The following is a 26,425-nucleotide window of genomic DNA, read 5'->3' as shown; positions in this document are numbered from 1 at the left end:
AAAAATATAAAATTTTTTTATAGCAGCTTAAATTTTATAGAATTCTGTTTTTATTCTCTGGTCATTGCAGACAAAACGATGTTGGTGTACATTTGAATCATTCCATATTCATTTCCTTCCATTTTTTATAAGCTTCTTTCATACAATGCCCGCAGGGACGATAACCATTTTCTAAAGCTTCTTTCTCATCTGTGAAGAAAACCCTGTTCTCTTTCTTCATTCTTTTTCCTGAGCGGCAGCAGAGCAATCCATAGATTTTCAGTTTTTTATTTCCTCCAAAACGAATTTCTCTGTGATGGATTTTACTTCTTAGACTTTCGGTTGGGATCTGAGAGTGCTGAATCATGATTTACTTATTGAATAATTAAGCAGTCGCATCATGGAAGATAATACCCAACGCGTAGCGGTTTCCTTCTTTAACTTCACTTACACCATGTTTCATATTGACCCTGTAATAGCCTTTGGTTCCTTTCTCTGGTTTAAACTGAGTCGTAAAAATAAGTACATCCCCTTTTTTGGGTTGCAGAACAATAGCCTTTGACTGAGCTCTGGGAATCTGCTGGGTAAGCACAAACTCACCACCCGTAAAATCCTTGCCGGGTTCGCTGAGCATTAAAACAATCTGAATGGGAAAATAAATATCGCCATATAAATCCTGATGCAGCGTATTAAATCCTCCTTTTCCATATTTTAAAATTAATGCCGTCGCTTTTTGCTGCCCGTTAAGATGACATTGGTTTAAGAATTCCTGATGATCTGAAGGAAATTGGGTGTCTGTTTGTAAAGCTTTAAACCATGCATTGGCGACAGGCGCCAGATAAGGATAAATAGTTTTTCGTATGGTTTGAATAATTTCAGGTAATGGATAGTTAAAATATTTATATTCACCCAATCCGAAACGATGTCTGGCCATGACAACTGTTTTCCGGTAAAAAGCTGGATGATCATAATCCAATTTCAGTTTTTCACATTCGTTTTCTGACAGCAGATTATCAATGATGGCATAGCCGTTTTGATGCATTGTTTCCGTAAGGCTTTCCCAGTCAATATTTTTGATTGTATGAATGATATCTTTCATTATTTTGATTTTATTCTGCAAAAATCCATAGTTCTTCAGAACAATACAATCCGAAACATGCGGTATTTTTATCGATGAATAAAGAGTTATAAAATATCTGGCCTATTGATTTAATATATTTCTGGATGATACCACTGGTCCTGTTTAAGGCTACCTTTGCCCTGTTAATAAAATAGATATAACGATGAATTACATTATTAAAAAGGCAAGTCTTGAGGATCTTGATGAAACAGCTGAATTGTTCAATCTTTATCGTGTTTTTTACAGACAGGAATCTGATGTTGAAAAGGGGAAGGCTTTTCTCAAAGAAAGGTTTTTAAACAGTGAATCCAATATTTTTCTAGCAGTAGCGGACGGAAAAGCCGTAGGATTCGTGCAGCTTTACAAATTATTTCACTATACCAAATTACAAAAACAATGGCTGCTAAGTGATCTGTTTGTTCATCCGGACTATAGAGGAAAAGGTCTTTCTGTAGCATTAATTGACCGAAGTAAACAATGGTGTGAAGAAACAGGAGCGTGTGGACTTATGCTTGAAACCGAAAAAACGAATGATATAGGAAACACATTGTACCCGCGCTGTGGGTTTGAATATGACGGACTGCATAATTACTACCACTGGTGGAAGTAGAATAAGGCTATTCAGTACTGATCATAGCGCAGCTTTTTCAGCTATTTTTACTTCTATAAGGACAAGTAGTATTAGTTCTACAGTTCTGAACGTTTAATTCTACAGGTATTTTCAGCCAGCAGAAGGGTATAATCCTATTTTTGTAAAGCTCTTACAGATCATGGGTAGGACAGTTGATCTGTAGAGCGTATGCAAAAAAATCTCTGCCTATTTTCTACTTTTTCCCCAAGGTTTTATGATTAGTACCACAAAACTGCTTTTTCCGGCGGAGATTTTTTGCTTTTGAATACAAAAAGAGAATGACGATCGTCATTCTCTTTTTGTATTCTTAAAATATATTTAAATATTATTGAGCCAGTTGAGTGTATGGAGTAAGCTTGTTGTCATCAGACATCGTCTGTCCCAGAAAGTCTCTTTTCTGATCCGCTTTCATTCTGCCTGCAGCATCATTCGCATTGAAATAAGCTTCACTTAGTTTTGTAGCGATATCAGCAGGTTTGAAATCGAATTTTGTATCTCCTTCAACTCCAAGATAACCGTTTTTTCTTGTAAGGTTGGTAATATAATTGTTGTAATTGATCATTGTTCCTCTCATCATATTGTTATGGTATTCCATACATTTCTTAGCTTTTTTAGATGAATTGTTCAGGATACAATTTTTCATGTTGTTTCTGTATAAAAACCATTCAGATTCTACAATACCATATTCTCTACCCAAAGCAATCTTTCCGTTATTCACAATATTATTATCGCCTTCTTTTGTAGCGATCGTCTGAAGATGTTGAATAACCAATGGAACGGTAGCTTCGATTTTTGATTTTGTATCTTTCAGTATGCTAAGATCGGCAGCAGGAGAACCCTTCTTTTGTGCTGTAGTAACATTAAAAATAAGCAGTAATAGTACAATCAGTAAATTATATCTTTTCATGAGAAATTTTTAAAGCACTAAAATAAATATAATTTCCCGGTTAAAACAAATTCATTTTAATTTTATTTAATAAAATTTAACAAGTTTTAAGAATTTACCTCTGAATTGCTTCTTTTTCTATCGATTAAGCAGGCTATATTTTCACTCTCTTAAAAATTTAATATATTTTAACTATTTTTATTCAATTGATTATCAGATGTTTAATGTTTTGCTGGTGTTTATCACTAAAAAAATAGTTGTTTGATTCGATTTTATTTCTACATTTGTATAACTAATTTCTTAGTGATATAGAGTCAAAAGGTTTATATCACGATAAATGATAAATGAACAGGATATGAAAATTCAGACTTTAACAAAAGCAGAAGAACAGGTAATGCAGTATTTATGGAAAATAGAAAAAGGATTTCTTAAGGATGTTCTTGATCTTTTTCCGGAACCCAAGCCCCATACCAATACGGTATCTACCATTTTAAAAGTGTTGAAAGACAAAGAATTTGTAGACTATCGTGTACATGGAAGACAGCATGAGTATTTTCCACTGGTTTCAAAAGAACAGTATTCCGGGAAAACCATGAAAAGCCTTGTAAAGAACTATTTCAAAGGCTCTTACAAAAGTGCCGTTTCATTTCTGGTAGAAAAAAATGAAATGACGGTAGAAGATCTTGAGATGCTATTGGACGAACTCAAAAATAAAGACTAAAACCTATGGAAGCAATACTTTTATACTTTGGAAAAATTATTTTATGTTCGGGTGTAACATTTTTGTATTATCAATTGTCTTTAAAGGACAAGACATTCCATCATTATAACAGATTTTATCTGCTGGCAGCAATTGTGATATCCCTGTTATTGCCACTCATCAGAGTAGATGATTTTACGATAGAGGTGAATAATGATATATATATGCTTCTTGACAAAATTCAGAATTTTAATTCAGAAAAAAATATAAACAATGGTAACCTTTATTTTAACATTATTTTTTCAGCTCTGGGACTGGTTTCTTTCTATTTTCTAGGAAGGCTGCTGTATGGGATTTTTAAAATCCAGCAGTTTAAAAATCAATTTCAGAAAGAAAGCTTTGACGGGATCAACTTTTACCGTACAGACCTTAATGAAGCTCCATTTTCCTATTTTAAAAACCTGTTCTGGAAGAATACAATTACCCTGCATTCTGATATCGGAAAACAGATTTTAAAGCATGAAATGGTACATATTGAGCAGAAACATTCCTTTGATAAGATCTTTATTGAGATTATTACTTCTGTGTTCTGGTTCAATCCGTTTTTTCATATCATCAAAAAAGAAATTAATCTCATCCACGAATACCTGGCGGATAAAAAAGCCGTACAGCAGTCGGACACCAAAGCATTTGCGCAGATGCTTTTAGCAAGCCACTTTTCCGGAACACAGTTGCCTGCTGCCAGTCCGTTTCTAAGTTCAAACCTTAAAAAAAGACTTAAAATGTTACAAAAACCAAAAACCAAGTTCGGATATGCGCGAAGAATTCTTGCATTGCCGGTTTTATTTACCGTAGCGTTTGCTTATCTAGTAAATGCGAAGAACAGAGAAATCGAAGAAACCAATCTTTCTATTAAAAAAGCAGTTTCAGAAATAAAAAAAGATACCATCAGACCTGAAAAATCGGTTCAGGGAAATATCCCGGAATTAAAAACCTTATCACCTGGTGAACACAAAAAATTGACTGATCTTGAAAAAAAGATAAAAGAAAAAGAGAAGGAACTGAAAGGATTGGATCCGGAAAGTGATGCCTTCAGTGATAAAATTGAAGAAATAAGTAATCTGGCATCAGAAATAGGAGAGATGGCGGCCAAAGTTGAAGTTGATAAATATTTCAATTCTGCTGAATGGAAAAATCAGATGAAGGAACTTGAAAATATGGACCCTCTTGATAAGAAAGAACTTCGCAAAATAAAAAGAGCAGCTAAAAAAGCGGGAAGAGAGGCTGCAAGAGCAGTGAAACACATCGTTCCGCCCACACCGCCTAATGCACCGGATGCACCTCTGGCGCCAATTGCTCCAGAAGCTCCACTAGCCCCAAAGGCTCCCAAAGTAGTTTACTTTAAGAATAATAACACTGTTTATTATAAGGATCTGAGTGCTAAAGAAAAAGAAGAAGTACGCAAAGCAATGGCAGAAGCCAGAGATGCGATGAAAGAAGCGGTAAAAGCCAGAGTGGAAGGTGAAACAGCAAGAGCTGAAGGAGACAGAATCAGAGTGAAGGCTGAAAGAATCAGAATTGATGGGGAAAAAATCCGAAAACAAGTTGAAAAAGCCCGTGCAGAAGCAGAGAAAAGATCTGTCAGCTTTAGAAACGGAGCATTTATTAAATTTGACGGTAAACCTGATGTAATTGTAATGAATGCTGATTTTATCAAAAAAGATGGCAACGGAAATATTGCCATGAATGGGGTGAAAAATTTCAGAATAAGCGGTAATGATGATGTACAATACAAGTATTATATTGACGGAAGGGAAGTTTCTAAGGATGATGTAAACTCATTGGATACAAGCAATATATCGAAAGTTAATGTCAATACTCAGAAAAAAGGAGATGTTAAGCAAGGGGAAATAAGAATCGAAACAAAGAAATAAAGTTCCATCAGGCTTTGTCAGTTTCAGATTGGCAAAGCCTTTTTTTAAACATACATTATGAAAAGTAAAATTCTATTTTTTTTATTTCTGGGTGTGCTTGTCAGTGCACAGGTCAACAGGTTTTTTTATGAATACAAATTTATTCCGGATTCCAATAACAAGGAAGATGTAAAGACAGAAATGATGTTGCTTGATATTGATAAAGAGGGATCAAGCTATTACAGCCGTGATAAATTTGTATCAGATTCTATTGGAAAGGCAGAACTTGAAAAACAGTTAAAAGCCGGAGGTGGAAATATCAGTGTTAACAGACGGGAAAAGCCCGGGCAGGTTTCTTATAAAGTTACCAAACAATATCCTGATTTCAAAACCTATCTTTTCAGAAGCATTTCCACAGATAAATATAAAATAAAAGAAGATCAGAAACCGGAATGGAAAATATTGGCCGAGAAACAAAAAATAGGAGCGTATCAGGCTCAGAAAGCCACTGCCAGCTTTGGAGGAAGGGAATGGATAGCCTGGTTTGCAACAGATCTTCCTTTTCAGGATGGGCCTTATGTCTTTTACGGTCTTCCCGGTCTTATCGTAAAGATTGAGGACACCACCGGATCTCATATCATGACGATGATAGGTAATAAAACGATTAATACTCCGGCTGCTGACTCGGAAATGCAGATGCCTGATCATGTAAAAGTGTTGGGAATAGGGGGAAAAGAGCTGGAAGTCACAAAAGATCAGTTTAAAAAAGTATGGAAGGCTTATATAAATGATCCAGCAAAGAATATGAGAGAAATGTTGATGAAAAATGGTGATGGCAATACCAAATTTAGTTTCAAGCTGAGAACAGGAGACGGTAAAGAAATCTCAGATCCCAATCAGGTACTTAGGGAAATAGAAAAAAATACTAAAGAAGCCCTTAAAAAAGATAACAATCCGATTGAACCGGATCTGGTAAATTAAAAATTATATTTTCTAATATCTGCAGGATGGCATACGTGTCATCCTATTTTTGTTTGACAAAAGAAGTCAAATAAAATGTGACAAATATCAATTCATGATGTTATAATATATTTTTTTATCTTTCAATAAGCAATAAGCAATAAGCAATAAGCAATAAGCAATAAGCAATAAGCAATAAACTTTATATCTTATGACAGAAAAGGAAAAATGTGCAGCCGGACTTTTATACAATGCCAACTACGATAAAGAATTAATAGAAGAACGCATTGCATGCAAAGATTTGTGTCAGGAATATAATGCTCTAAAAAATTCCGATTCCGAAAACCGATTCCGATTGCTTAAAAGCATTATCGGCAGTATCAAAGGGAATATTATCTGTATAGAGCCCAGTTTCTGGTGTGATTACGGATATAATATAACCGTAGGAGAGAATTTCTACGCCAATCACAATCTGGTCATTTTGGATTGTGCCAAAGTAGAGTTTGGTGATAATGTGTTTATCGGTCCCAACTGCAGTTTCTATACCGCAGGCCATCCTCTTGATGCAAAGCAAAGGAATGAAGGACTGGAATATGCACATCCCATCAAAGTAGGTGACAATGTTTGGCTGGGAGGAAACGTTGTTGTACTTCCGGGTGTTTCTATCGGAAATAATTCTGTGATTGGAGCTGGAAGTGTGGTAACGAAAGATATTCCTGAGAATGTAGTAGCCGTGGGAAATCCGTGTAAAATGGTGAAAAATATTCCCAAAGAATAATATGCAGAATCATTATAAAGTAAAATCCCGAAACAATGTTCCGGGATTTTTTATGTAATGTCTCGTCCTGAAAAAGGTTGACTAAAAAACCATAAAATTAGTCACCCTTATGAATCTAAAAAAAACATCGCCCCCTGTCCAAGAATACAGTGAGGCATTCAAACGGCAAGTTGTCTCTGAATATGAACGGGGATTATATACAAAATCCCAATTGCAAACTCGATACAATATTCGGGGTAATTCATGCATTTCTAGTTGGTTAATAAAATATGGTAACTTTACTTATGAAAAACAATTAAGTAAAGGCAGACCTATGAAAGATCCACAGAAACAAAAGATTAAAGAGCTTGAAGCTGCTTTATCCAAAAAGGAAGAAGAGCTCAAAGTGTTTAAGAAATTTATAGAAATCGCAGAGCGTGAGTTGAAGATTGAAATTATAAAAAAGTCTGGTTCCAATCAATCCAGGAAATAAGGCCGTATACAAATCTTTCACTGGAAGATATCTGCCGATTGTTTGGATACAGTAAACAAGCTTATTATAAAAGGAAGAAACAGCCTGATTCTATCAATAATCAAAAAAGGATTATAGAACTGGTATTATCAATTCGTAAAAAGATGCCTAAAATAGGGACTCGAAAACTTTATGTATTACTTAAAAATGATTTTTCAAAAGAGGATCTTCGTATAGGAAGAGATCGGCTGTTTCAACTTTTAAGATCGAATTATCTTTTAATTCCCAGAAGACACAGTTATTTTAAAACAACCAATTCCAGACATTGGATGAAGAAATACCCGAATATTATTAAAGAAAAGGAGTTGAAATGTTCAGAAAAAGTTTGGGTTGCAGATATTACCTATCTGAAGACCAAAGAGAAAAATTATTATCTTCATTTGATTACCGATGCCTATTCAAAGAAAATTGTAGGATATGAACTAAGTGATAATTTACAGACTGCCTCCACATTGAAAGCATTAAAACAAGCCCTAAAGAACAGGGTGTATAAACATTCTTTAATTCATCATTCAGACAGAGGATTGCAGTATTGTAGTAAAGAATATACTGAAACGTTAAGGAAAAATGATATTCTTATCAGTATGACCGAGAACTCGGATCCTTATGAGAATGCTGTAGCAGAGAGGGTAAACGGCATTCTAAAATATGAGTTTGGATTGATTGATACTTTTGAAAACTTTAAGAATCTCTCACAGCAGCTTGACCAATCAATTTATTATTATAATAATTTAAGACCTCATTTTTCCCTAAATTATAACATCCCCAGCCAAGTGCATATGAAAAATAACGTGAAATTAAAAACATACAAAAAACAAAATCAGAATAGGAAAATTCCTACTCTGATTTAAGTATATTTGAAATATTAAACTAGTCAACCTTTTTCAGGACTAGTCATAATAAGGATCAGTGATTATGCTAATTTCTGAGAATCTGCAACAAACTGAGCCAATCCGCTGTCTGTTAATGGGTGCTTCAATAAGCTCAGGATCGGAGGAAGTGGAGATGTGATAACATCAGCTCCGATCTTAGCACAGTCGATGATATGCATCGAGTGACGGATAGAAGCTGCAAGGATTTCAGTTTCGTACATATAGTTATCGAAAATCAATCTGATTTCCTGAATAAGGTTCAAGCCGTCTGTAGAAATATCATCCAATCTTCCTAAGAAAGGAGAAACATAAGTTGCTCCCGCTTTAGCTGCCAAAAGAGCCTGCCCCGGAGAGAAGATCAATGTACAGTTAGTTTTGATACCTTTATCGGAAAAATATTTTAAAGCTTTGATTCCATCTTTGATCATCGGAATTTTTACAACGATATTCGGGTGAATAGCAGCCAATTCGTCTCCTTCTTTAATCATTTCTTCATACGTTGTAGAAAGAACTTCCGCAGAAATATCTCCGTCTACAAGCTCGCAGATCGTTTTATAATGGTTTTTGATGGCTTCAGCTCCCTGAATACCTTCTTTTGCCATTAGGGAAGGGTTGGTTGTTACACCATCTAAAATTCCAAGGTCTCTTGCTTCCTTGATTTGCTCTAAATTAGCTGTGTCAATAAAAAATTTCATTTTGATAAATAGATTTATTGATACAAATATAGGGAATTAATTGGGTTATGAGGTATGAATTTTGAGTTACGGGGTTTTGGGCTTGCAGTGGTAGAGTGAGAGGGTTTGAGGGTAAACGGGTTTGGCTGTGGGAGTGTATGAAAGTAATGGTTTTGAAATAATAAAAAAAGAAATTCCCTAGATATTCGTCAAACTGTTATTTTTGCTTCTAGCTTCTAGCTTCTAGCTTCTAGCTTCTAGCTTCTAGCTTCCAGCCAGACCAACTTAAATTACCATCCATGAAAAACAATAGTTTCAGCGCCACTTTGGAAATCATAGGAATTAATCCTTTTGTATTTGTTCCGGAAGAAATATTGGACACGATTTTTGAAAAATCCGGAAGAAATAAGAGCCCAATCGCTGTAAAAGGAACGGTGAACGGGAAAGAATTCAAACAAAACCTCATGAAATATTTAGGTGAGTGGAGGCTTTACGTGAATCTGACTATGCTGAAAAATTCACCGAAAAGAATCGGGGAAATTATTGAAGTTGTTCTGGAATATGATGATTCCGACCGAAGTATACCTATTCATCCTCAATTAGAAAAGGCAATCAAAGAAAGTGCTTTAGCTGCGGAAAATTTTGAAAAGCTGATTCCTTCAAGAAAAAATGAGCTGGTAAGGTATATTAATAATTTAAAAACCGAAGCCAGTATTCAGAGAAATATTGAGAAAATCATCAGGCATCTACATGGTGAAACAGATTTTTTCGGAAAGATGATTGAGTAGGATCATAGCAAGACAAAAATTTCAAATAATTACCGGAAATCTGGAATTATAAAAGATTAACTCTGCAAAAAATATATTTTAAATTTAATGCAAAGATTAGCTTAAATTCTCTTATTCCTAAGTGTGCTAAGAAAGCAACAATGTTGCTGATGAAGCTTTATGGTATACATGCGCTTAGAAAGGATCAATGAAATTGATTCCATCCTTGGCTTCCTCAAAAATTTAACAGCATTTACTTGATCTTTGCGTTAAATTTAAATCATGATTTTTGATATTAAAACATATGTAAATAAACAAAAATGCCGGAAAAACTTCCGGCATTTTCTTTTTTACTAAGAATTTAATGCTTTGCTAAGCTTCACAGCATCCTGGTTGGTAGGATCATACTGTATCGATTTCGCAATATGTTCTTTTGCTTTATTGGGATCAGTTTTCTGTTCTGTAAAGGCAAGATAGAAATAAGCGTACGCCAGATTTTTCTTATTTTGCTCCACTTCTTCAGGTTTTACGGCTGCAATATACTTTTCGTAAGCAATTTTTGCGTTGGCATCATCTTTTGCAGACTGATAGGCATAAGCCTGGCTGTAATAAGCCGGAGCCCAGTCCGGTAATAAAACTGATACTTTTTTCCAGGTATCAATAGCATTGGGCCAGTCTGAAGCCTCCTGATAAGCATTAGCCAGTTTTGCTAATGATTCTGCATCCTTTGGATTGGCCGCAATCTGTTTTTTAAGATCTTCGATAGTTGGATTAGTTGTTTGACTTGTTGCTGCTGAAGTTTCAGGCTGAGTCGTTTGTGCATTTACAAGACTTACACTTCCTGCTAGTATTAAGCCTAAAAACAGGCTATTAATTTTACTCATTTTCATAATCTTATATTTTAAAGTCAAAATCTAAAATTCAATAATAATTCCACAAAACCGTAAATTTTAGAGGCTTTAAGTTTTTTTAGAAAATATTAACGGGATTGATGTTTTTTTTAATTTAATTTTTGATTCGTTGATCTTTGAGGCTATCTTTGTGATTCGTTTTTAATAATACTTATAAATTTCGTGGTATGAATATCATATTAGCTTCAACATCTACACTTTTTGGTGGAGAATATCTGGAATACTTAAGAGAAGAATTAATCCAACTTTATAACGGAATTGATGAAATTGTATTTATTCCTTTTGCAAGACCAGGCGGAATTTCCCATGATAATTATACTGCAAAAGCACGTTCTTTCTTTGAAACCATCGATATAAAAGTGAAAGGTCTTCACGAATTTGAAGATAAAAAGGAAGCCATTCATCAGGCAAAAGGTTTCTTTACAGGAGGCGGAAATACCTTTTTATTGGTTAAAACATTACACGAAGAAGGGCTGATGTCTGTCCTGAAAGAAAATGTATCAAAAGGAAAAGCCTATCTCGGATGCAGCGCAGGAAGCAATATCGGAGGCCAGAATATGAAGACAACGAACGATATGCCGATTGTATATCCGCCAAGTTTCGACTGTATGGGATTGGTGCCTTTCAATATTAATCCGCACTATCTTGATCCTAATCCCGACTTAAAACATAACGGAGAAACCAGAGAAACCCGTATTCAGGAGTTTCTTACCCAGAATGATATCAAAGTGGTTGGTCTAAGAGAAGGGAACTGGATCAGAAGAACCAATGATTCCATTACTGTGGAAGGAAGTGAGCTGACAAGGATTTTTGAAAAAGGAAAAGAGCCTTACGAAATAGAAGCAGGAAGCAGACTTTAATGAGCGAAAATGAAATTAATCTTTTCATAGAACGCAATCTCACTAATTTTTCAGTGAACAGTACCGGATGGAATGAACTGATCCGGAAATTGCTGTATGAATTTGCTTTGGCAGGCTGGAATATGGAACACCGTGTCTTTGGAAAGGAGAAGTTTGGCGAATTGAGATGCTATACCTATTCTGAGGATGAAACGCTTAATGACAAACTTAAAAAGATCAAAAGTAAATATTCGGAACTTTCTGTCAAGACCTGTGAAATCTGTGGAGAAGAAGGTAAAATGAGAGCAATAGGCTCCTGGCAGACCACATTGTGCCTGAACCATTTTCTGGAACAACAGCCTGTTATTGAAATTGATGACAAACAGAATGTCAAAAGAAGCAATGAGATTGTTCTGAATATTCAGAATATTGTTAAAGCCGAGGTAGAATATGATCTTAAGAGTTTATGGCTTTATACCCATCCTGAAGAGGGATTTTACTTTTCATGGCAGGAACCCAATTATTATCTGCTTTTGAGAAGCGTTCCCCTTTCTTTTTTTCCAGAAGAGAGCCGGAATGAAATCTCAGCAGTATTTCAGGACCTCCGGAATTGTGAAATATGCGGTTATAAAGCTGTGCACCAAAGAAATTGTCTGCGCTGTCATCATGAACCCTGGAATGATTCAGGATATTTTATTCAGGATTACGGGGAAAAATCAAACTATATAAAGGAATGCCAGATGGATATTTTTATAGATGAAGATGATTATGAGAAATATTTCAAACATGATCGTTCGTTTGAAAAATCTCCTGGCCATCAGATACTTTTCACCTCCGAAGAGCTCAGTGAGTATGAAAAGCTTTTATTTTAACTATATTTGATCAGAATTTAAATCAATAGAAAAAGGTCCGGATACTCTTTGTAAACTGTATTGGAGCCTTTGCATGCAGACCCAAATAACAATGTAATGAAAAAAACATTTGCAGTTCTCATACTCTCTGTACAGATGGTTGCTGCACAGAATATAGCCCAAAAATTAGATAAAGTAACAAAGGATCTTATGGATTCTTCAGGAGCAGTATCTTCCAGCTTATCTTTTTATGTTTCCGATGAAAACGGGAACTTTTTATATGAATATCAGGGAAATAAAGGTCTTTCTACTGCCTCTACACAAAAGATTTTCACAGCAGGAGCTGCACTGGAAACTTTAGGAAAAAACTATACTTTTACCACCACTTCAAGCTATTCCGGAAATATCTCCGGAGGAACGCTGAATGGAAACCTTTTCATCAACTCCAATGGCGACCCTACTTTGGGAAGCTGGAGATATGATGGCTATAAACCCGAAAATTTTAAAAAGAAACTGATTGATGCTATCAAAAATTCAGGGATAACAAAAATATCAGGAGATCTGATCATTGATGATTCTTATTTTGACCATCAAACGATTCCGGGAGGCTGGCCGTGGGATGACCTGGGGAATTACTATGGTGCGGGTGTATGGGGAATCAACTGGAAAGAGAACCAGTTTGATATCAATATTAATGGAACCGATTTTAAAAGCTTTTCTTATCCGCTGGAAGGTGTAAAGTGGCTGAATGACCTGAAAAAAGGAGGAAACTCGGATCAAAGCCTGATCTTTACCGCCCCTCATTCTGATGTCGCTTTGATTAATGGAATGCTTCCGGCTGGAAAAACAGTTACTGTTTCCGGTTCTGCTCCCAATCCGCCGCTGCAGCTGGCAGCAGAAGTAAAACAATGGCTGAAGGAGTCAGGAATTGAACTGTCTGGAAAAGCTGTAACGAATTCTCAGCTTGAAATAGAAGGAAAAAATCCTTTATCAGCCCCAAAAAATAATATTATCCTGACTTATCAATCTCCGACTCTTGATAAAATTGTGTACTGGTTTCTGAGAAAAAGTATCAATCTGTATGGAGAAACATTCATTAAAACGTTAGGAAAAGAGAAAAAAGGAAATTCAAGCTTCAAAAGCGGAGTTGCCTATCTGAAAGAATTCTGGAAATCAAAAGGGATCAATCCTAATATGATCAACTTTGCAGATGGAAGCGGGCTTTCCCCTCAGAATTATGTGTCCGCAAAAGCAGAAGTGCAGGCTCTTTTATATGCTAAAAAACAATCATGGTTTGAAACATACTACGATGGATTTCCGGTTCAGGATAATGGAATGAAAATGAAAAGCGGAACGATGAGAGATACCAAATCATTTGCCGGATACCACACCGCAAAAGATGGGAAAAAATATGTATTTTCGATTATCATCAACAACTATCAGGGAAGCGGAAATACTGAGCTGCAGAAAATCCTGAATGTTTTAAAATAAAATACTTTGAGAAAATCCATCCTCACCAGACTGAATAACTGGATTATTTTTGTTGTGATGACTACTTTGGTGATCGCCATTGTAGTGGCTTCAACATCGCTTATTAATTTTCTCAGAAAAGAGGAGATCAAAAGGATCAGTCTTCTTTCCAAAGCGATAAGAATACAACAGGAGGTTAAAACTCCGGATACTGATGTGCTGGATCTGCTGCCGGATATTCTGAACATTAACAATACCATTCCGTTCATTGTAACAGATAAATATAAAAACCCGATTCTTGACCTCGGATACTACAGAAATATTCCTGAAAGTACGATTAAAAGTCCTGAAAAACTGCAGGATCTGATCCGCAATATGGAAAAAAATTATGATCCTATTGAGATCAAAGTGCCGGATGGAAATAATCAGTTTGTCTATTATGACAACTCGCGTCTTCTTAATAATCTCCGGTATTCTCCCTATATTTTAGGGCTGTTTATTCTGCTGTATTTTGGTTTTTCTTTCTGGTTTTTCAAGACCATTAAAAAGACGGATGAAGGATATCTTTGGGCGGGTCTGGCTAAAGAAACCGCGCATCAGATCGGAACTCCTTTATCATCCATGATCGGGTGGATGGAAATTATGAAGCTTGATAATCCGGATTCGGAAGGAGTACATGAAATAGAAAAAGATATTGAAAGACTCAGAACGATCTCAGAGCGATTCTCAAAAATAGGTTCTGTCCCCGAACTGAATGACAGAAATTTTAATGAAACCATTCAGGAGAATTATGACTATTTGAAAACAAGGATCTCCAGAAAGATCAATTTTACGCTTAATCTTCCTACGTATACCGTTCTGGTTCCTCACAACAAAATTCTGATGAGCTGGGTGATCGAAAATCTGGTAAAAAATGCCGTAGATGCTATGAAAGGAGAAGGGGCTATCACCATGTCTGTTTTTGAAAGAAATAAAAATATTCTCATTGAGGTAAAAGACAACGGAAGCGGAATGACCAAACAGCAGGCACGAAATGCTTTTAATCCTGGTTATTCTACCAAGAAAAGAGGCTGGGGACTAGGATTGTCATTAGCAAGAAGGGTAATTCATGAATACCACAACGGAGATATCAAAATATCTCAGACTGAAGTAGGAAAGGGAAGTACTTTCAGGATTACAATCAGAAAAGAGGATTGATTCTTAGTGAAATTAAGGTAAATAAGAAACCTAACAGGTTTTGAAAACCTGTTAGGTTTGCATCAAGTAATCTTAGGCTTGTTTAGAAAGCTCAACTTTGAGAAAATAAAAAGCGGGGAAATTTTCCCCGCTTTTCTCTTTATTTTTTACCTGTAAGCCACTGATTCTGAAGTTTCAGTTCTTCCGGTGTTGGATTCGCTTTGAAAGAAAGTGTTTCCATGGTCATTTTATCCAGAATTGCTTTTCCTTTCAATGTCATTTTCTCTTTTTTGCCGGCATTGTCTCTTAGAATGGTTACCGTAACTTCCTGTCCGTCCTTGATCGTTCTGGTATATCCGATAAAATCCTGTACCTTTTTGATATCTACCGTTCTTCCATCTAAAGCAAGCACCTGGTCTGTGATTTTAAATCCGATACTTTTTGCAAATGGAGACAGTGCAGAATGTTCATCAAAAGCAAAGGCATTGGTCTTTTCATCAAAACCTGTCTGGTTCGGATCTTTGATAAACCAGAACAAAGGCTGGCTTTCCTGTTTTTTAATATCCACCCCTACCATGCTCAGATATTGTGCATAAGGTGTTGGCTGGTTTCCTGCGATATATTTGTTGTAGAATTCTTTTACCTGAGGATATCCGGTAATTGTTACCAGTTCGTCAATCAGTTTATCATCTTTGAAAGGTTTGTTTTCACCAAATCTCTGAGACAGTTTTCTGATCATATCACGATATCCCATTTCTCCGTTGGACAATTTTCTAAGCTCGATGTCTAAACACATGGCTAAAAGAGCTCCTTTCTCATAGACGTTTCTGTACTGATCTTTATAAGGCTCTACCAATACATTTTTACTCATTACTGTAAATGGCATTGTATCGTCATAGCTCTTGGAATTGGCAATTTTCTCTCCCATTCTCTGAAGGAACTGATCTTTACTGATCAGGCCTTCCTGGATCTGGAATAAGTTGGCAAAATATTCCGTTCCGCCTTCGTACATCCATAAGTGCTGAGACATTTTCGGATCTGCATAATCGAAATAATGAATTTCTTCGGAATGGGTTTTCAGAGGGTTTACGGTATGGAAAAACTCGTGGGAAACCACATCTGTAATGGTATTGTCAATAGCATCTTTCGGCATTGCTTCAGGCAGTACTACACTTGTAGATTCGTGGTGTTCCAATGCTCCGAAACCTTTAATGCTAGGTCCGTCACCACCGGAAAGATAAAGCATGATAGCATACTTTTTATTCGTGTTCATATCGCCCAGGAATTTCTTTTGGGCAACCACCATTTTTTCAAGATTTTCTTTGAAATCGGCTGCTTTATATTTTCCTGTGGGAGAATAAACGCCCAGTACGAGATCCATTCCTCCGGCATTAAAGGTAATGTAATCCGGTTTGGTGTACATCAATGGAGAGTCTGTCACTTTAGCATAGTTGGCAAGAGTAAAGGTATCTGTATTCTCAGATTTATCCTGATCTACCAGTGCTGTGGTTCCGTAGAAATCAGTTGGTTTCTGAATGACAAGCTGATAAGGAACATCCTGCATGTTATCGATATATCCGATAAATCCGTGGGTATTGATCATATATACTTTTCCGGCTTCAATATCAGTTCCTGAAGGAGAAAATACGGCTTTATGCTTTGAGGTATCCAATTCATCATCAAAACTGTCATTCACAAGATAAGAGATTTTGGAAAGACCCTGAGCATTTTTCAATGAATAGGTATTGTCATTTACTTTAGTATAAGTAAGCTCTTTTCCTTTATTATCGTAAAATTTGATTCCTTCGATGAATCTTCCATAGTCGTCTACAGAATAAGTGCCCGGAACTGTTTTAGGGAAATGAAATTTGATGTCACCGGATTTCATTTTTGGGAACTCCATGGTAACGGCTACTTTATCATCTTTTACATTGACAAGGTCAATAGTGGTTTTTATAGACTGCGCATTTGCTAAAAAAGCAGCAAAAATACCAAGGCTAAGTACTGTTTTTCTCATTAGGTTTAAAATTAATAGTTAAATAGTTGCTTTTTTTCTGAATTTGTTACGAGAAAAAGTATTAAACTTTTCTTAAAATTTTAAGATCAAAAAAATGAAAGGCAAATCTGCTGTTTGCAAATCTGCCTTTTTCTTTATTTAATATTTTTATAATTAATATAATAGTTAGGGTCAAGCTCAACAGGAGAGCTCTTTTTAAGCTTTACAGTCTGCCATTCTTCCGTTGGATTTATGGTCTGGTCACCATTGATGATTATCGGCAGTTTAATGTTTTTTACCACATCGGTATACCGGAACTTTAAAGCATCACCATCCTGAGCATACTCAAGGGTTGGAATTTTTATTGTTCTCAGGTACTGATCAAACACTGTTGAAAAATCGATTCCCGATTTTGAGGAGATATAATTTTCTACCTGTTGTGTGGTAACCGTCTGATGATAAAAATCTTTATTCAAACCTCTTAAAATCTGTCTGAATTTTTCATCATTATGGATGACCTGTCTTATCGTGTGAAGCATATTGGCCCCTTTCGGGTACATATCTCCGCTGCCTTCATTTCTTACACCATAACGGCCGATGATAGGAATGTCATTATCTATCAATTTCCTGATTCCCTGAACATAAATGTCAGCAGATTTTTTGTCCATATATTTTTCGGTGAAAAGAGTCTCGGAATAATTGGTGAAACTTTCATGGATCCACATATCAGCCTGGTCTTTTGCTGTGATATTATTGGCGAACCATTCGTGGCCGCTTTCATGAATAATAATGAAATCCCATTTCAGTCCCACTCCTGTCCCGGAAAGATCTCTGCCCAAATAGCCGTTCTGATATTTGTTTCCGTAGGCTACATTACTCTGATGTTCCATGCCAAGGTGAGGAGATTCTACAAGTTTGTATGAATCCTCATAAAACGGATATGGGCCAAACCAGTATTCAAATGCGGAAAGCATAGGCTTCACCTGCTGAAACTGTTTTTTTGCCTTATCCAGATTATAGTCAATTACCCAGTAATCCAGATCCAGTTTTCCTTTTTCGCCTTCAAATACATCTTTAAAATTTACATATTTTCCTATACTCGGGATAATGGAGTAGGCATTGATAGGATTTTTAACCTCCCAGGTATAAGTAGTTTTATTTCCGGCTGTCTTTTTATCAGTGAGTCTGCCGTTACCTACACCTACCAGATCATTAGGAGTTATAATTTTCATGATGATTCCGTTGTCAGGTTCATCACTCCAGATATCTTTGGTAGGAAGCCATATGGAAGCTCCTATGCCTTCGTCTGCAGCAGTCATCCATGGATTTCCTTTCTCATCTTTAGTGAAAACCCATCCGCCATCCCAGGGCGCATTTTTAGCAATGGTTGGGTTTCCGGAATAGATGACGTTAATCGTATATTTTTCGCCTTTTTTGAATTTTTTATTCGCTGTAATGAAAATAAAGTCTCCATCCTGTCTGTAATTCGCGATAGGAAAGCTTCCTTCCACTTTTTCAGCTTTCATAGGCTGCTGAAGGTCAATCTGAAATACAGGATTGGTAATATCTTTTGTAATCTCAAAACTGATTTTATTATTTCCTTTGATACTTTTCTGCTCAAAATCCGGTTCTACGGAAAGGTCATATTTTTTGACATCCCAAAAATTTCTGAACTCGGTATTGGATCCCTTTAAAGTATCCTGTTTGGTGAAAGTCTTATCTTTTTCAAAGAACTGTCCGAAAACCAGTCCTGATGCAAATAAGAGTGTGTATGACAATTTTTTCATGTAAACTGTTATTAAATCTTTTCAAAAGTATAAAATTAAATTAATAGCCCGATGCCGGAAATCAAATTAAATACAGATTTTAGGAAGGCATAAAAAAAGCCCGGTCATTGCCGGGCTGTAAAAACGGGTTAGGTTTTATTTTTTGATGAATTTCAGATTTGAAGTTGTTCCTTTGTCTTCAATTGAAATAATATAAGTTCCTGTCGTTAATTTTGAAACAGAGATTTTATTATCATTAATAGGTCCGTTCATAACTTTCTGACCCGCCATATTCGTAATGATAAACTGAGCTTTAGATGAGATTTCAGTTACATTCAATACATCACTTGCCGGGTTAGGGTAGATCTGAATTGGACTCTTATCCTTCACTGTCTCACTGGTGGAAAGCTGCTGCTGGATCAATACCGGATAATCTTCAACCTCACCATACTGCTGGTTGCTGCATCCGCTGCTTGGCTGGCTTTCATATCCTAATACAACTCTCATAATAACGTTGCCACCCGTATAAGCATCAGCAGGTACGGAGAATGTTCCGGAAACCGGTGTTGCTATGCTTGGTGCGCTGGTGTAGATTACTTCAGAAGAAGAGAATACTCCGTCTTTGTTGAAATCGATCCAGGCGGTTACTCCATCGTTATACTGTGAGCTCGTCCACGCCTTGGTGATGCTTATATTATTCCCTGAAGATCCGGACATAAGGGTAATCAGTTTCGATGGATCAGTAGTGTAGTCTGTGTAAGGAGTGTTGCTGCTGGTGTTTGAAACGGGGCTCATTCCTGCGCCGGTTACCGTAACATTGGAAATATACTCGTCAGCGGCATTGGTTCCGGTGATTGAACATTTAGCAAAAGATAATGTGGTAAAATTCGTTGAAGCTGAATAAGAACCAACCGAAGCACTACAAACATTGGCTACCTGTACTTCATATTGAGTAGCTTCTGTAAGCCCTGAAATATTATAAGAATTTGTTGAAACAGGAACAGTAGTCCATGTGGCTGTCCCCACTTTTCTGTATTGTACAGAATACGTTGCTCCAATTAACGCTGTCCAGTTTACAGATGCAGATGTTCTGGTAATACCACTTACCGTAACTCCTGCAGGAGCAGATGTTGTACAGGCGCCGGCTGATGCGGAAACAGTGGCATTCCCAATGGCATAGAATACATTGTCAATGGCACTTACTCTTATTTTTACACCTGTACCTGTAGCCAGAGAAGAGAATGAAAACGGTTCAGATCCGTCATTGGCAGTAGATGGGCTGATAACTGTCCATGTCGTTCCATTATCTGTAGTATAATCTATTTTAACATTCTGAACATTGTATGGAGCATTATTAGTGTTTACGACATCCCAGGTAACAGCTCCCGGTGTATTATTGTAAACGGTGGTTGAAGTCACTTTGAAAGGACCTTCATTTCCTATGTCCACCTTCATCAGGCTGCTCTGTGTCTGCTGCTGTGCAACATCCGGATTGTTATCTCTCACCGTTACCTTGAAATTCATCGTTCTTGGGATATTGGATACCGTTTCCCAGTCTGTAGGGCTGGTAAGAGTACCATTAAGAACATTGGTGAATTTAGGGAAATAACGGGTAGGGGAAGTGGTAGGCATCAGAGATCTGAAATTCGCACCATTATTTCTGGTTGCACTTACCGGACCAAAAGCAGATGTAGCCAGATCATACTGTTCCCAGGTATAGGTCATCGGATCATTTTGTGTATCTGTTGCAGAAGCTGTTAACACAAAAGCTGTTCCCTTAGGGATCATTTTATTAGCCATTGGCTGAATAGAAGGTGGTGTATTTGCCACATTCGTAATAATTCCACAGTCCTGAGCATTAACGTAGGCTCCTACTTCTTCAATGTTTTTGGTATGGAAATAAGCATCAGAATGCATCTGAACATTATAGTTGGTAATACCGGCATATCCCATAATAGAAGATCCTGATCCCGGTTCCATGTGGGCTCCGTGCAAAGCAATAGACATGGTGTGTGCAGCACCGAACTGGTGGCCAATCTCATGCGCTACAAAATCGATATCATAATTATCTCCAAAAGGCTGATCCGGAGTAGAAGGAGAAGTTATTCCTGCTCCTTTAGAAGTAGCATCATTGTTGTTTGCAGGGTTTCTGCAGACATTTCCTACATCTCCGGCACTTCCGCCGCCACCTCTGTGGCCAAAGAAATGTCCTATATCATAGGCTGCGTTACCTACACCAGCGGTATTGGTAAGAGTTTGCTGAAGCTGAAGGTTCCATGCTGCGGGAGCACTATAGGTACCATTTGTATTGGTTATTACATCCGAATAAGGATCCGTAGCGGGATTGGGAAATATGAGCTGTGGAAGATCCTGCACAATCATATGGATTCCGAAGTCTTTTTCAAAAACACCATTTACACGGTTCATTGTAGCGTTAATACGGGCTGCTGCTGCAGGAACACTTCCGGCAAGTTGCGTGTATTCACCGTTTACGGAGATCGCAATTCTGTAGGTTCTGTATTTTTGCTCGTTACTTTTATTAGCGCTCCCTAAACCCTTTAAAACGTTTTTTGTTTTAAGCAGCTTATTCATTTCTTTCTTTGCCTTCTCAGGCTCAGCAGTTCTGCATTCGAAAGGGTCTTCATGGGATTTGTTGGATTTGAAAAAGACTCCGTATACATCCTTTTCTTTATTAATAGGTTCTATGAATTCGTATTTTCCTGAATCAGTATCGAATGTCATAGATTGGAAATCATTAGGTGCTGTACTGAACCGGATTTGTTTATGTGGATTATCTAACCCGATACCGGCATATGCTCCCAATTCGTATCGGTCTGCCATAGATTTTTCAACTACGGGTGAACTGTAAACCGAAAACCTTTCAATTCTTCCATCTGCTGTAGGGATAGAAACGATTACAGCGTTTCCACCTTTTCCTGCTTCAGGAGCATCCTTTAGTTGATTTCTTAATGCAGAAAGGTCAAATTTGTAGGCATATTCTACCTTTACTTCCTTTCTTATCGGGGTAATTTTTTCCGAGACAGGTTCCCAGCGTTGTGCCTGCAAACCGCCCAGACTTAAAGCCAGTGCACAGACGAAAATAATTTTCTTTTTCATATTTTTATTGATTGTTGTTAAAGTTTTTAAAGATAGCGTATTTTTTTAAAAGAAATGTTGATATAACTGTGTTAATTATTCCAAACTTTATATTGTTGGTTGAATTTTATTGTTGTTTTTAATTAAATTAAGAATAAATCTAATTAAGATTAATATTTTTATCTAAAATAAGCGCTACTATTCAACTGAATAGTAGCGCTTATGCTTTTATGAGTAAAAAACACTGTTTATTTCTGTACTGCAGGAAGATTTGCGTTGTTTTTCTGTACTTTTTTATAAGTGAACGTACACATCATGATGCTGAATTCATATAAAATCAACAGCGGGAATGCAGCCATCAGCATACTTAAAACGTCTGCCGGAGTAATGATTGCAGCTACTACCATAATTAAAACAATAGCGTGGCGACGGTAAGTTTTCATGAACGTAGGCGTAAGAATTCCGATGCTGGTAAGGAAATAGATCAGAATCGGGAAAAGGAAAATAACACCCATACCCAAAACCACCTGTAAAAATAATGTGGTATAATCACTTAAATCATAAAGGGGAACAATAATATCTGAGATTTTAAAAATAACCCCGAAATTGACTGCAAACGGAAGGATTAAAAAATAACCGCATAAAACTCCGGTCATAAAAAGCATCCATACCGCATTAATAATATAAATAGAATTTTTTTTCTCTCTCGGATGTAAAGCCGGACTGATAAAACGCCACAGTTCCCATACAATATAAGGAAATGCCGCTACCATCCCGCCAAAAATTGAAACAGCCATCATGACATTAAACTGCTGATACAATCTTTGTACGCGAACAGGAAAGTCCTTTGGAAGATGAATACTGTCTTCACCTAAAATCATTCTTGAAAAATGATTAACAAGTCTGAAGGTAGGGAAATCATTTCTGGTAGGCCCAAAAAAGATATGGTCCATAATCCAGTTGATGTTAAAGCCTACCACAAAAGCGGCAACTATGATAGCAATAATCGATCGGATCAGGTGCCCTCTTAATTCTCCTATATGCCCAAGAAAGGACATGTCTTTACCTTCACTCACAGAATAAAATTTTAAAGCGCAAATTTATAAAAAAAATGACAGAAGCAAGAGTCTGTGAATGATTAGTTAGATTTTACTTGTAATCTGCAAAATCATCCCTCAGTTTAACATCTGCTCTGATTTATAAGTTCTAATTAATCCCTTCGTCTAACAGTTTATGCAGATCGATAATTCCGAAATACTTCCCGTTTTCTGTAACAACAAGCTGACCAATGTTATTTTCTTTCAGAATTTTCATGGCTTCTTTGGCCAAAGCACCTTTTTCAATTGTTCTCGGACGGGCAGACATGATATCTTTAGCTGACACCTTACCAATATCTTCTCCTTTCATCAGCATTCTTCTTAAATCTCCGTCTGTAATAACGCCAATAATCTGGTCTCCATTCGTTACCACCGTGATTCCGTGGCTTGAAGCACTGATGGAAATAATGACATCTCTTATTGAAGAATCTTCCGTAACCTGAGGCTTTTGGGAAGAAAGGAACTGTTCTACTTTTGATGTCAGGTTTTTTCCTAAACTTCCTCCCGGGTGGAATTTGGCAAAATCATTCGCTTTGAAATCATTCAGTTCCATTAAAGCAACAGCCAGCGCATCGCCCAATGCCATTTGTATTGTAGTAGAGCTGGTGGGAGCCAGCTTATTCGGGCAGGCTTCGATATCAACATGAGTATCCAGAATAACTTCGGAAAATTCTGCCAGTTTACTGGATCTGTTTCCGGTCATTCCAATTAAAGAAGAAGAGTAATCTTTTAAATAAGGAACCAGATTGGCAATTTCCGGAGAATTTCCTGAATTCGAGATACACAAAACCACGTCCTGTTTCTGAATAACTCCAAGATCACCATGAATCGCTTCCGAAGCATGTAAAAACTGTGAAGGCGTACCTGTTGAGTTTAATGTAGCAACAATTTTGTTACCCACATGTGCCGATTTTCCGATTCCTACAACAATGAGCTTCCCTTTTGCTGAATGAATGATCTCTACTGCACGGGCAAATTCGTCATCAATTCTGTTTTTTAATTTTTCAAGTTCAGAAATTTCTATTTCTAAAGTGCTTTTTGCAATTGATATAATGTTGGTTCTATCCATTTTACGATGATAAGGTATACAAAAAAGTTCCTAAAAAATGTTATATTTTAAAAAGAATATTTAATATAAATTTTATTTTTTATAAATTCGTTCGCTTTTATTTTAAGCAGAATTTTTATAACTTTGGGTGAGATGCAAATTTAGCAATAGAAAATTAGATGAGCGCAAAAAAAGCCAATTTATCAGGCGAATTGAAAAAGTATTTTGGGTTTTCTACATTTAAGGGCCAGCAGGAACAGATTATAGATAACCTATTGAATGGGAAGGATATATTTGTTTTAATGCCTACAGGTGGCGGAAAATCATTATGTTACCAGCTTCCGGCTCTTATTTCGGAAGGAACGGCAATAGTAGTTTCGCCCCTGATAGCGTTGATGAAAAATCAGGTAGATGCCGTGAACGGCCTTTCATCTGATGATGGGGTAGCACATGTACTGAATTCATCATTAAACAAAACGCAGACCAAACAGGTTTTTGACGATATCAAAAGCGGCAAAACCAAGCTTCTGTATGTAGCTCCTGAATCATTAATTAAAGATGATTACCTGGATTTTTTGAAAGAAGTGAAAATTTCTTTCTTTGCTATCGACGAGGCTCACTGTATTTCAGAGTGGGGACATGATTTCAGACCGGAATACAGAAATCTGAAACAGATTATAGACAAAATCGCCAATGTACCGGTGATTGCTTTAACGGCTACTGCTACTCCTAAGGTTCAGGATGATATCCAGAAAACTTTAGGAATGACCAATGCATTGGTGTTTAAAGAAAGCTTTAACCGTCCTAATCTCTATTACGAAGTATGTCCTAAAATCAATGTAGATAAGGAAATCGTAAAATTTATCAATCAGCATAAAGGAAAATCAGGAATTGTATACTGCCTGAGCCGTAGAAAAGTGGAAGAATTTGCCCAGCTTCTGCAGGTGAACGGAATCAACGCTCTGCCTTATCATGCCGGTCTTGACCAAAAAGTGAGAGTAGCGAATCAGGATAAATTCCTGATGGAAGAGGTAGATGTTATTGTAGCCACCATTGCCTTCGGGATGGGAATTGATAAACCGGATGTACGTTTTGTGATCCATTACGACTTCCCGAAATCACTGGAAAGTTATTACCAGGAAACAGGAAGAGCTGGAAGAGACGGAGGAGAAGGCCACTGCCTGGCATTCTATGATCCGAAGGATATCGAAAAACTGGAAAAATTCCTGGCTCAGAAGCCTGTTTCAGAAAGAGAAATCGGATTACAGCTTCTGAATGAAGTGGTAGGCTATGCCGAAACTTCCATGAGCAGAAGACAATATATCCTGTACTATTTTGGAGAAAGTTTCGATCCTGTGAACGGAGACGGAGCAAAGATGTGTGACAACTCATCCAATCCACCAAAATTGAAAGATGCTACTGCCGATTTAAAAAAGGCGTTGGAGCTTATTAGAGACACAGGCGAAAAGTTCAAATCAAAAGATCTGATATCCGTCATTGTAGGAAAAGAAAATGCGGTGACGAAATCCTATAAGCTTGAACAAAGTTCTCACTTTGGCTTTGGAAAGGATGAAAAAGATAACTACTGGAAAACAATTTTAAGACAGGCGACTGTTCAGAATTTTTTACAGAAAGATATTGAAACCTATGGGGTTTTAAAAATTACAGAGAAAGGGAAAAGTGTTCTGAATGGCAAATCTAAAGATACTTTTTTAATTGCTGAAGACAGAGAATTTGATCTTACCCAGGCGAAAGCTGAGAGTGATCAGGTACAGCAGCAGGCCGGAGGTGGTCTGGATCAGAATCTTTTTAACCTGTTGAAAGAATTAAGAAAGAAAGTAGCCAAAAAACATGGAATTCCACCATACACCGTATTTATGGACCCAAGTTTGGAGGATATGACGGTTCAGTATCCGATTACAGTAGATGAGATCACCAAAATCTATGGTGTAGGAGAAGGAAAAGCCAAAAAATACGGTAAAGAATTCGCAGACTACATCAAAACATACGTAGAAGATAACAATATCGAACGTACTCAGGATATGGTATTGAAGCAGGTGGCCAATAAATCCAGCCATAAAGTTTTCATTATCCAGAGCACTGATAAAAAGATTGATCTTGAAGATATAGCAAGAGCTAAGAACCTTTCTATGGATGAACTCCTGAAAGAGATGGAAAGGATCGTTTACCAGGGAACCAAACTCAATATCGATTATTATATTGAAGACAACTTTGATGAAGACATTGTAGACGGATTCATGGAATTCATGAACGAATCTGAAAGCGACAGCATGAAAGTTTTGCTGGACGAATTCGGGGATGAGCTGTCTGATGAAGAAGTGCGAATGTTGAGAATTAAATTCATCAGTGACGTAGCGAACTAA

Annotated in this window: 22 protein-coding genes; 12 read left to right on the top strand and 10 right to left on the bottom strand. The window is 36.9% G+C overall.

Going from position 1 to position 26,425, the window contains the following annotated elements; genetic code table 11:
- Positions 1–97 precede the first annotated feature (97 nt).
- The gene (locus V0410_RS05520) at positions 98–346 is read right to left on the bottom strand and encodes an Ada metal-binding domain-containing protein (RefSeq protein ID WP_330746639.1); all 249 of its coding nucleotides are present in this window, start codon (positions 344–346) and stop codon (positions 98–100) included.
- An 18-nt stretch (positions 347–364) separates the two neighbouring features.
- Entirely contained in the window at positions 365–1,078 is a 714-nt protein-coding gene (locus V0410_RS05515) for a 2OG-Fe(II) oxygenase (RefSeq protein WP_330746638.1), read from the bottom strand.
- 184 nt (positions 1,079–1,262) lie between these two features.
- Between V0410_RS05515 and V0410_RS05510 the strand changes: the two genes are divergently transcribed.
- Positions 1,263–1,709 (top strand): GNAT family N-acetyltransferase, encoded by a 447-nt coding sequence (locus tag V0410_RS05510; protein ID WP_330746637.1) that lies wholly within the window; start codon positions 1,263–1,265, stop codon positions 1,707–1,709.
- Between the two features lie 346 nt (positions 1,710–2,055).
- Here V0410_RS05510 and V0410_RS05505 read toward each other — a convergent pair whose 3' ends face one another.
- A complete protein-coding gene (locus V0410_RS05505) occupies positions 2,056–2,637 on the bottom strand; it encodes a hypothetical protein (RefSeq protein WP_227943778.1) in 582 nt (193 codons plus the stop codon).
- Positions 2,638–2,971: 334 nt separating this feature from the next.
- Between V0410_RS05505 and V0410_RS05500 the strand changes: the two genes are divergently transcribed.
- The 5 genes from V0410_RS05500 (at position 2,972) to V0410_RS05480 (ending at position 8,329) form a co-directional block, all read left to right on the top strand.
- Positions 2,972–3,337: a BlaI/MecI/CopY family transcriptional regulator gene (locus tag V0410_RS05500; protein WP_202838784.1), complete on the top strand. Its 366-nt coding sequence runs from the start codon at positions 2,972–2,974 to the stop codon at positions 3,335–3,337.
- A 5-nt stretch (positions 3,338–3,342) separates the two neighbouring features.
- Positions 3,343–5,250, top strand: coding sequence for a M56 family metallopeptidase (locus V0410_RS05495; protein ID WP_330746636.1), 1,908 nt, complete (start codon positions 3,343–3,345; stop codon positions 5,248–5,250).
- A gap of 57 nt (positions 5,251–5,307) precedes the next feature.
- Positions 5,308–6,210 carry a GLPGLI family protein gene (locus V0410_RS05490; RefSeq protein ID WP_330746635.1) on the top strand — a complete coding sequence of 301 codons (903 nt, stop codon included), beginning with the start codon at positions 5,308–5,310 and terminating at the stop codon, positions 6,208–6,210.
- Between the two features lie 190 nt (positions 6,211–6,400).
- A complete protein-coding gene (locus tag V0410_RS05485; protein WP_330746634.1) occupies positions 6,401–6,967 on the top strand; it encodes a sugar O-acetyltransferase in 567 nt (188 codons plus the stop codon).
- Positions 6,968–7,076: 109 nt separating this feature from the next.
- Positions 7,077–8,329, top strand: a protein-coding gene (locus V0410_RS05480; RefSeq protein WP_330746536.1) for an IS3 family transposase whose coding sequence is annotated in 2 segments (ribosomal slippage) — positions 7,077–7,404 and positions 7,404–8,329 — 1,254 coding nt in all. Because the reading frame shifts where the segments join, the coding sequence is not laid out codon by codon here.
- A 62-nt stretch (positions 8,330–8,391) separates the two neighbouring features.
- Here V0410_RS05480 and fsa read toward each other — a convergent pair.
- Complete coding sequence (gene fsa, locus V0410_RS05475; protein WP_002978975.1) at positions 8,392–9,045, bottom strand: fructose-6-phosphate aldolase; 654 nt, start codon at positions 9,043–9,045, stop codon at positions 8,392–8,394.
- A gap of 278 nt (positions 9,046–9,323) precedes the next feature.
- Here fsa and V0410_RS05470 point away from each other — a divergent pair, with 278 nt between their 5' ends.
- Positions 9,324–9,812 (top strand): YdeI/OmpD-associated family protein, encoded by a 489-nt coding sequence (locus V0410_RS05470; protein WP_330746633.1) that lies wholly within the window; start codon positions 9,324–9,326, stop codon positions 9,810–9,812.
- Positions 9,813–10,144: 332 nt separating this feature from the next.
- Here the strand turns inward: V0410_RS05470 and V0410_RS05465 are convergent, their stop codons facing one another.
- Positions 10,145–10,675 (bottom strand): tetratricopeptide repeat protein, encoded by a 531-nt coding sequence (locus V0410_RS05465; protein WP_330746632.1) that lies wholly within the window; start codon positions 10,673–10,675, stop codon positions 10,145–10,147.
- A gap of 194 nt (positions 10,676–10,869) precedes the next feature.
- On the opposite strand from V0410_RS05465, the gene pepE reads away from it, so the two are divergent.
- From pepE to V0410_RS05445, 4 genes are all read left to right on the top strand, one after another.
- Positions 10,870–11,562 carry a dipeptidase PepE gene (pepE, locus tag V0410_RS05460; protein WP_330746631.1) on the top strand — a complete coding sequence of 231 codons (693 nt, stop codon included), beginning with the start codon at positions 10,870–10,872 and terminating at the stop codon, positions 11,560–11,562.
- Positions 11,562–12,413, top strand: a complete 852-nt coding sequence (locus V0410_RS05455) for a hypothetical protein (RefSeq protein ID WP_330746630.1) — start codon at positions 11,562–11,564, stop codon at positions 12,411–12,413. The genes pepE and V0410_RS05455 overlap by 1 nt, the downstream gene beginning before the upstream one ends.
- 96 nt (positions 12,414–12,509) lie before the next feature.
- Complete coding sequence (gene dacB / locus V0410_RS05450; RefSeq protein WP_330746629.1) at positions 12,510–13,883, top strand: D-alanyl-D-alanine carboxypeptidase/D-alanyl-D-alanine endopeptidase; 1,374 nt, start codon at positions 12,510–12,512, stop codon at positions 13,881–13,883.
- 6 nt (positions 13,884–13,889) lie between these two features.
- The gene (locus tag V0410_RS05445; protein ID WP_330746628.1) at positions 13,890–15,059 is read left to right on the top strand and encodes a sensor histidine kinase; all 1,170 of its coding nucleotides are present in this window, start codon (positions 13,890–13,892) and stop codon (positions 15,057–15,059) included.
- Positions 15,060–15,198: 139 nt separating this feature from the next.
- On the opposite strand, the gene V0410_RS05440 is transcribed toward V0410_RS05445, so the two are convergent.
- The 5 genes from V0410_RS05440 to V0410_RS05420 all read right to left on the bottom strand — a co-directional run bounded on the left by V0410_RS05440 (position 15,199) and on the right by V0410_RS05420 (position 24,062).
- Positions 15,199–17,055 carry a M61 family metallopeptidase gene (locus tag V0410_RS05440; RefSeq protein WP_330746627.1) on the bottom strand — a complete coding sequence of 619 codons (1,857 nt, stop codon included), beginning with the start codon at positions 17,053–17,055 and terminating at the stop codon, positions 15,199–15,201.
- A 134-nt stretch (positions 17,056–17,189) separates the two neighbouring features.
- Complete coding sequence (locus V0410_RS05435) at positions 17,190–18,821, bottom strand: M1 family metallopeptidase (RefSeq protein WP_330746626.1); 1,632 nt, start codon at positions 18,819–18,821, stop codon at positions 17,190–17,192.
- A gap of 135 nt (positions 18,822–18,956) precedes the next feature.
- Entirely contained in the window at positions 18,957–21,917 is a 2,961-nt protein-coding gene (locus tag V0410_RS05430; RefSeq protein ID WP_330746625.1) for a reprolysin-like metallopeptidase, read from the bottom strand.
- A gap of 227 nt (positions 21,918–22,144) precedes the next feature.
- A complete protein-coding gene (tatC, locus tag V0410_RS05425) occupies positions 22,145–22,972 on the bottom strand; it encodes a twin-arginine translocase subunit TatC (protein ID WP_330746624.1) in 828 nt (275 codons plus the stop codon).
- 130 nt (positions 22,973–23,102) lie between these two features.
- Positions 23,103–24,062, bottom strand: coding sequence for a KpsF/GutQ family sugar-phosphate isomerase (locus V0410_RS05420; protein ID WP_330746623.1), 960 nt, complete (start codon positions 24,060–24,062; stop codon positions 23,103–23,105).
- 158 nt (positions 24,063–24,220) lie between these two features.
- Between V0410_RS05420 and recQ the strand changes: the two genes are divergently transcribed.
- The gene (recQ, locus tag V0410_RS05415) at positions 24,221–26,425 is read left to right on the top strand and encodes a DNA helicase RecQ (protein ID WP_202838796.1); all 2,205 of its coding nucleotides are present in this window, start codon (positions 24,221–24,223) and stop codon (positions 26,423–26,425) included.

This window comes from Chryseobacterium sp. CP-77, assembly GCF_036362765.1.
Classification (GTDB): Bacteria; Bacteroidota; Bacteroidia; order Flavobacteriales; family Weeksellaceae; genus Chryseobacterium; species Chryseobacterium cupriresistens.
This window is presented reverse-complemented; position numbering and strand designations above follow the sequence as displayed.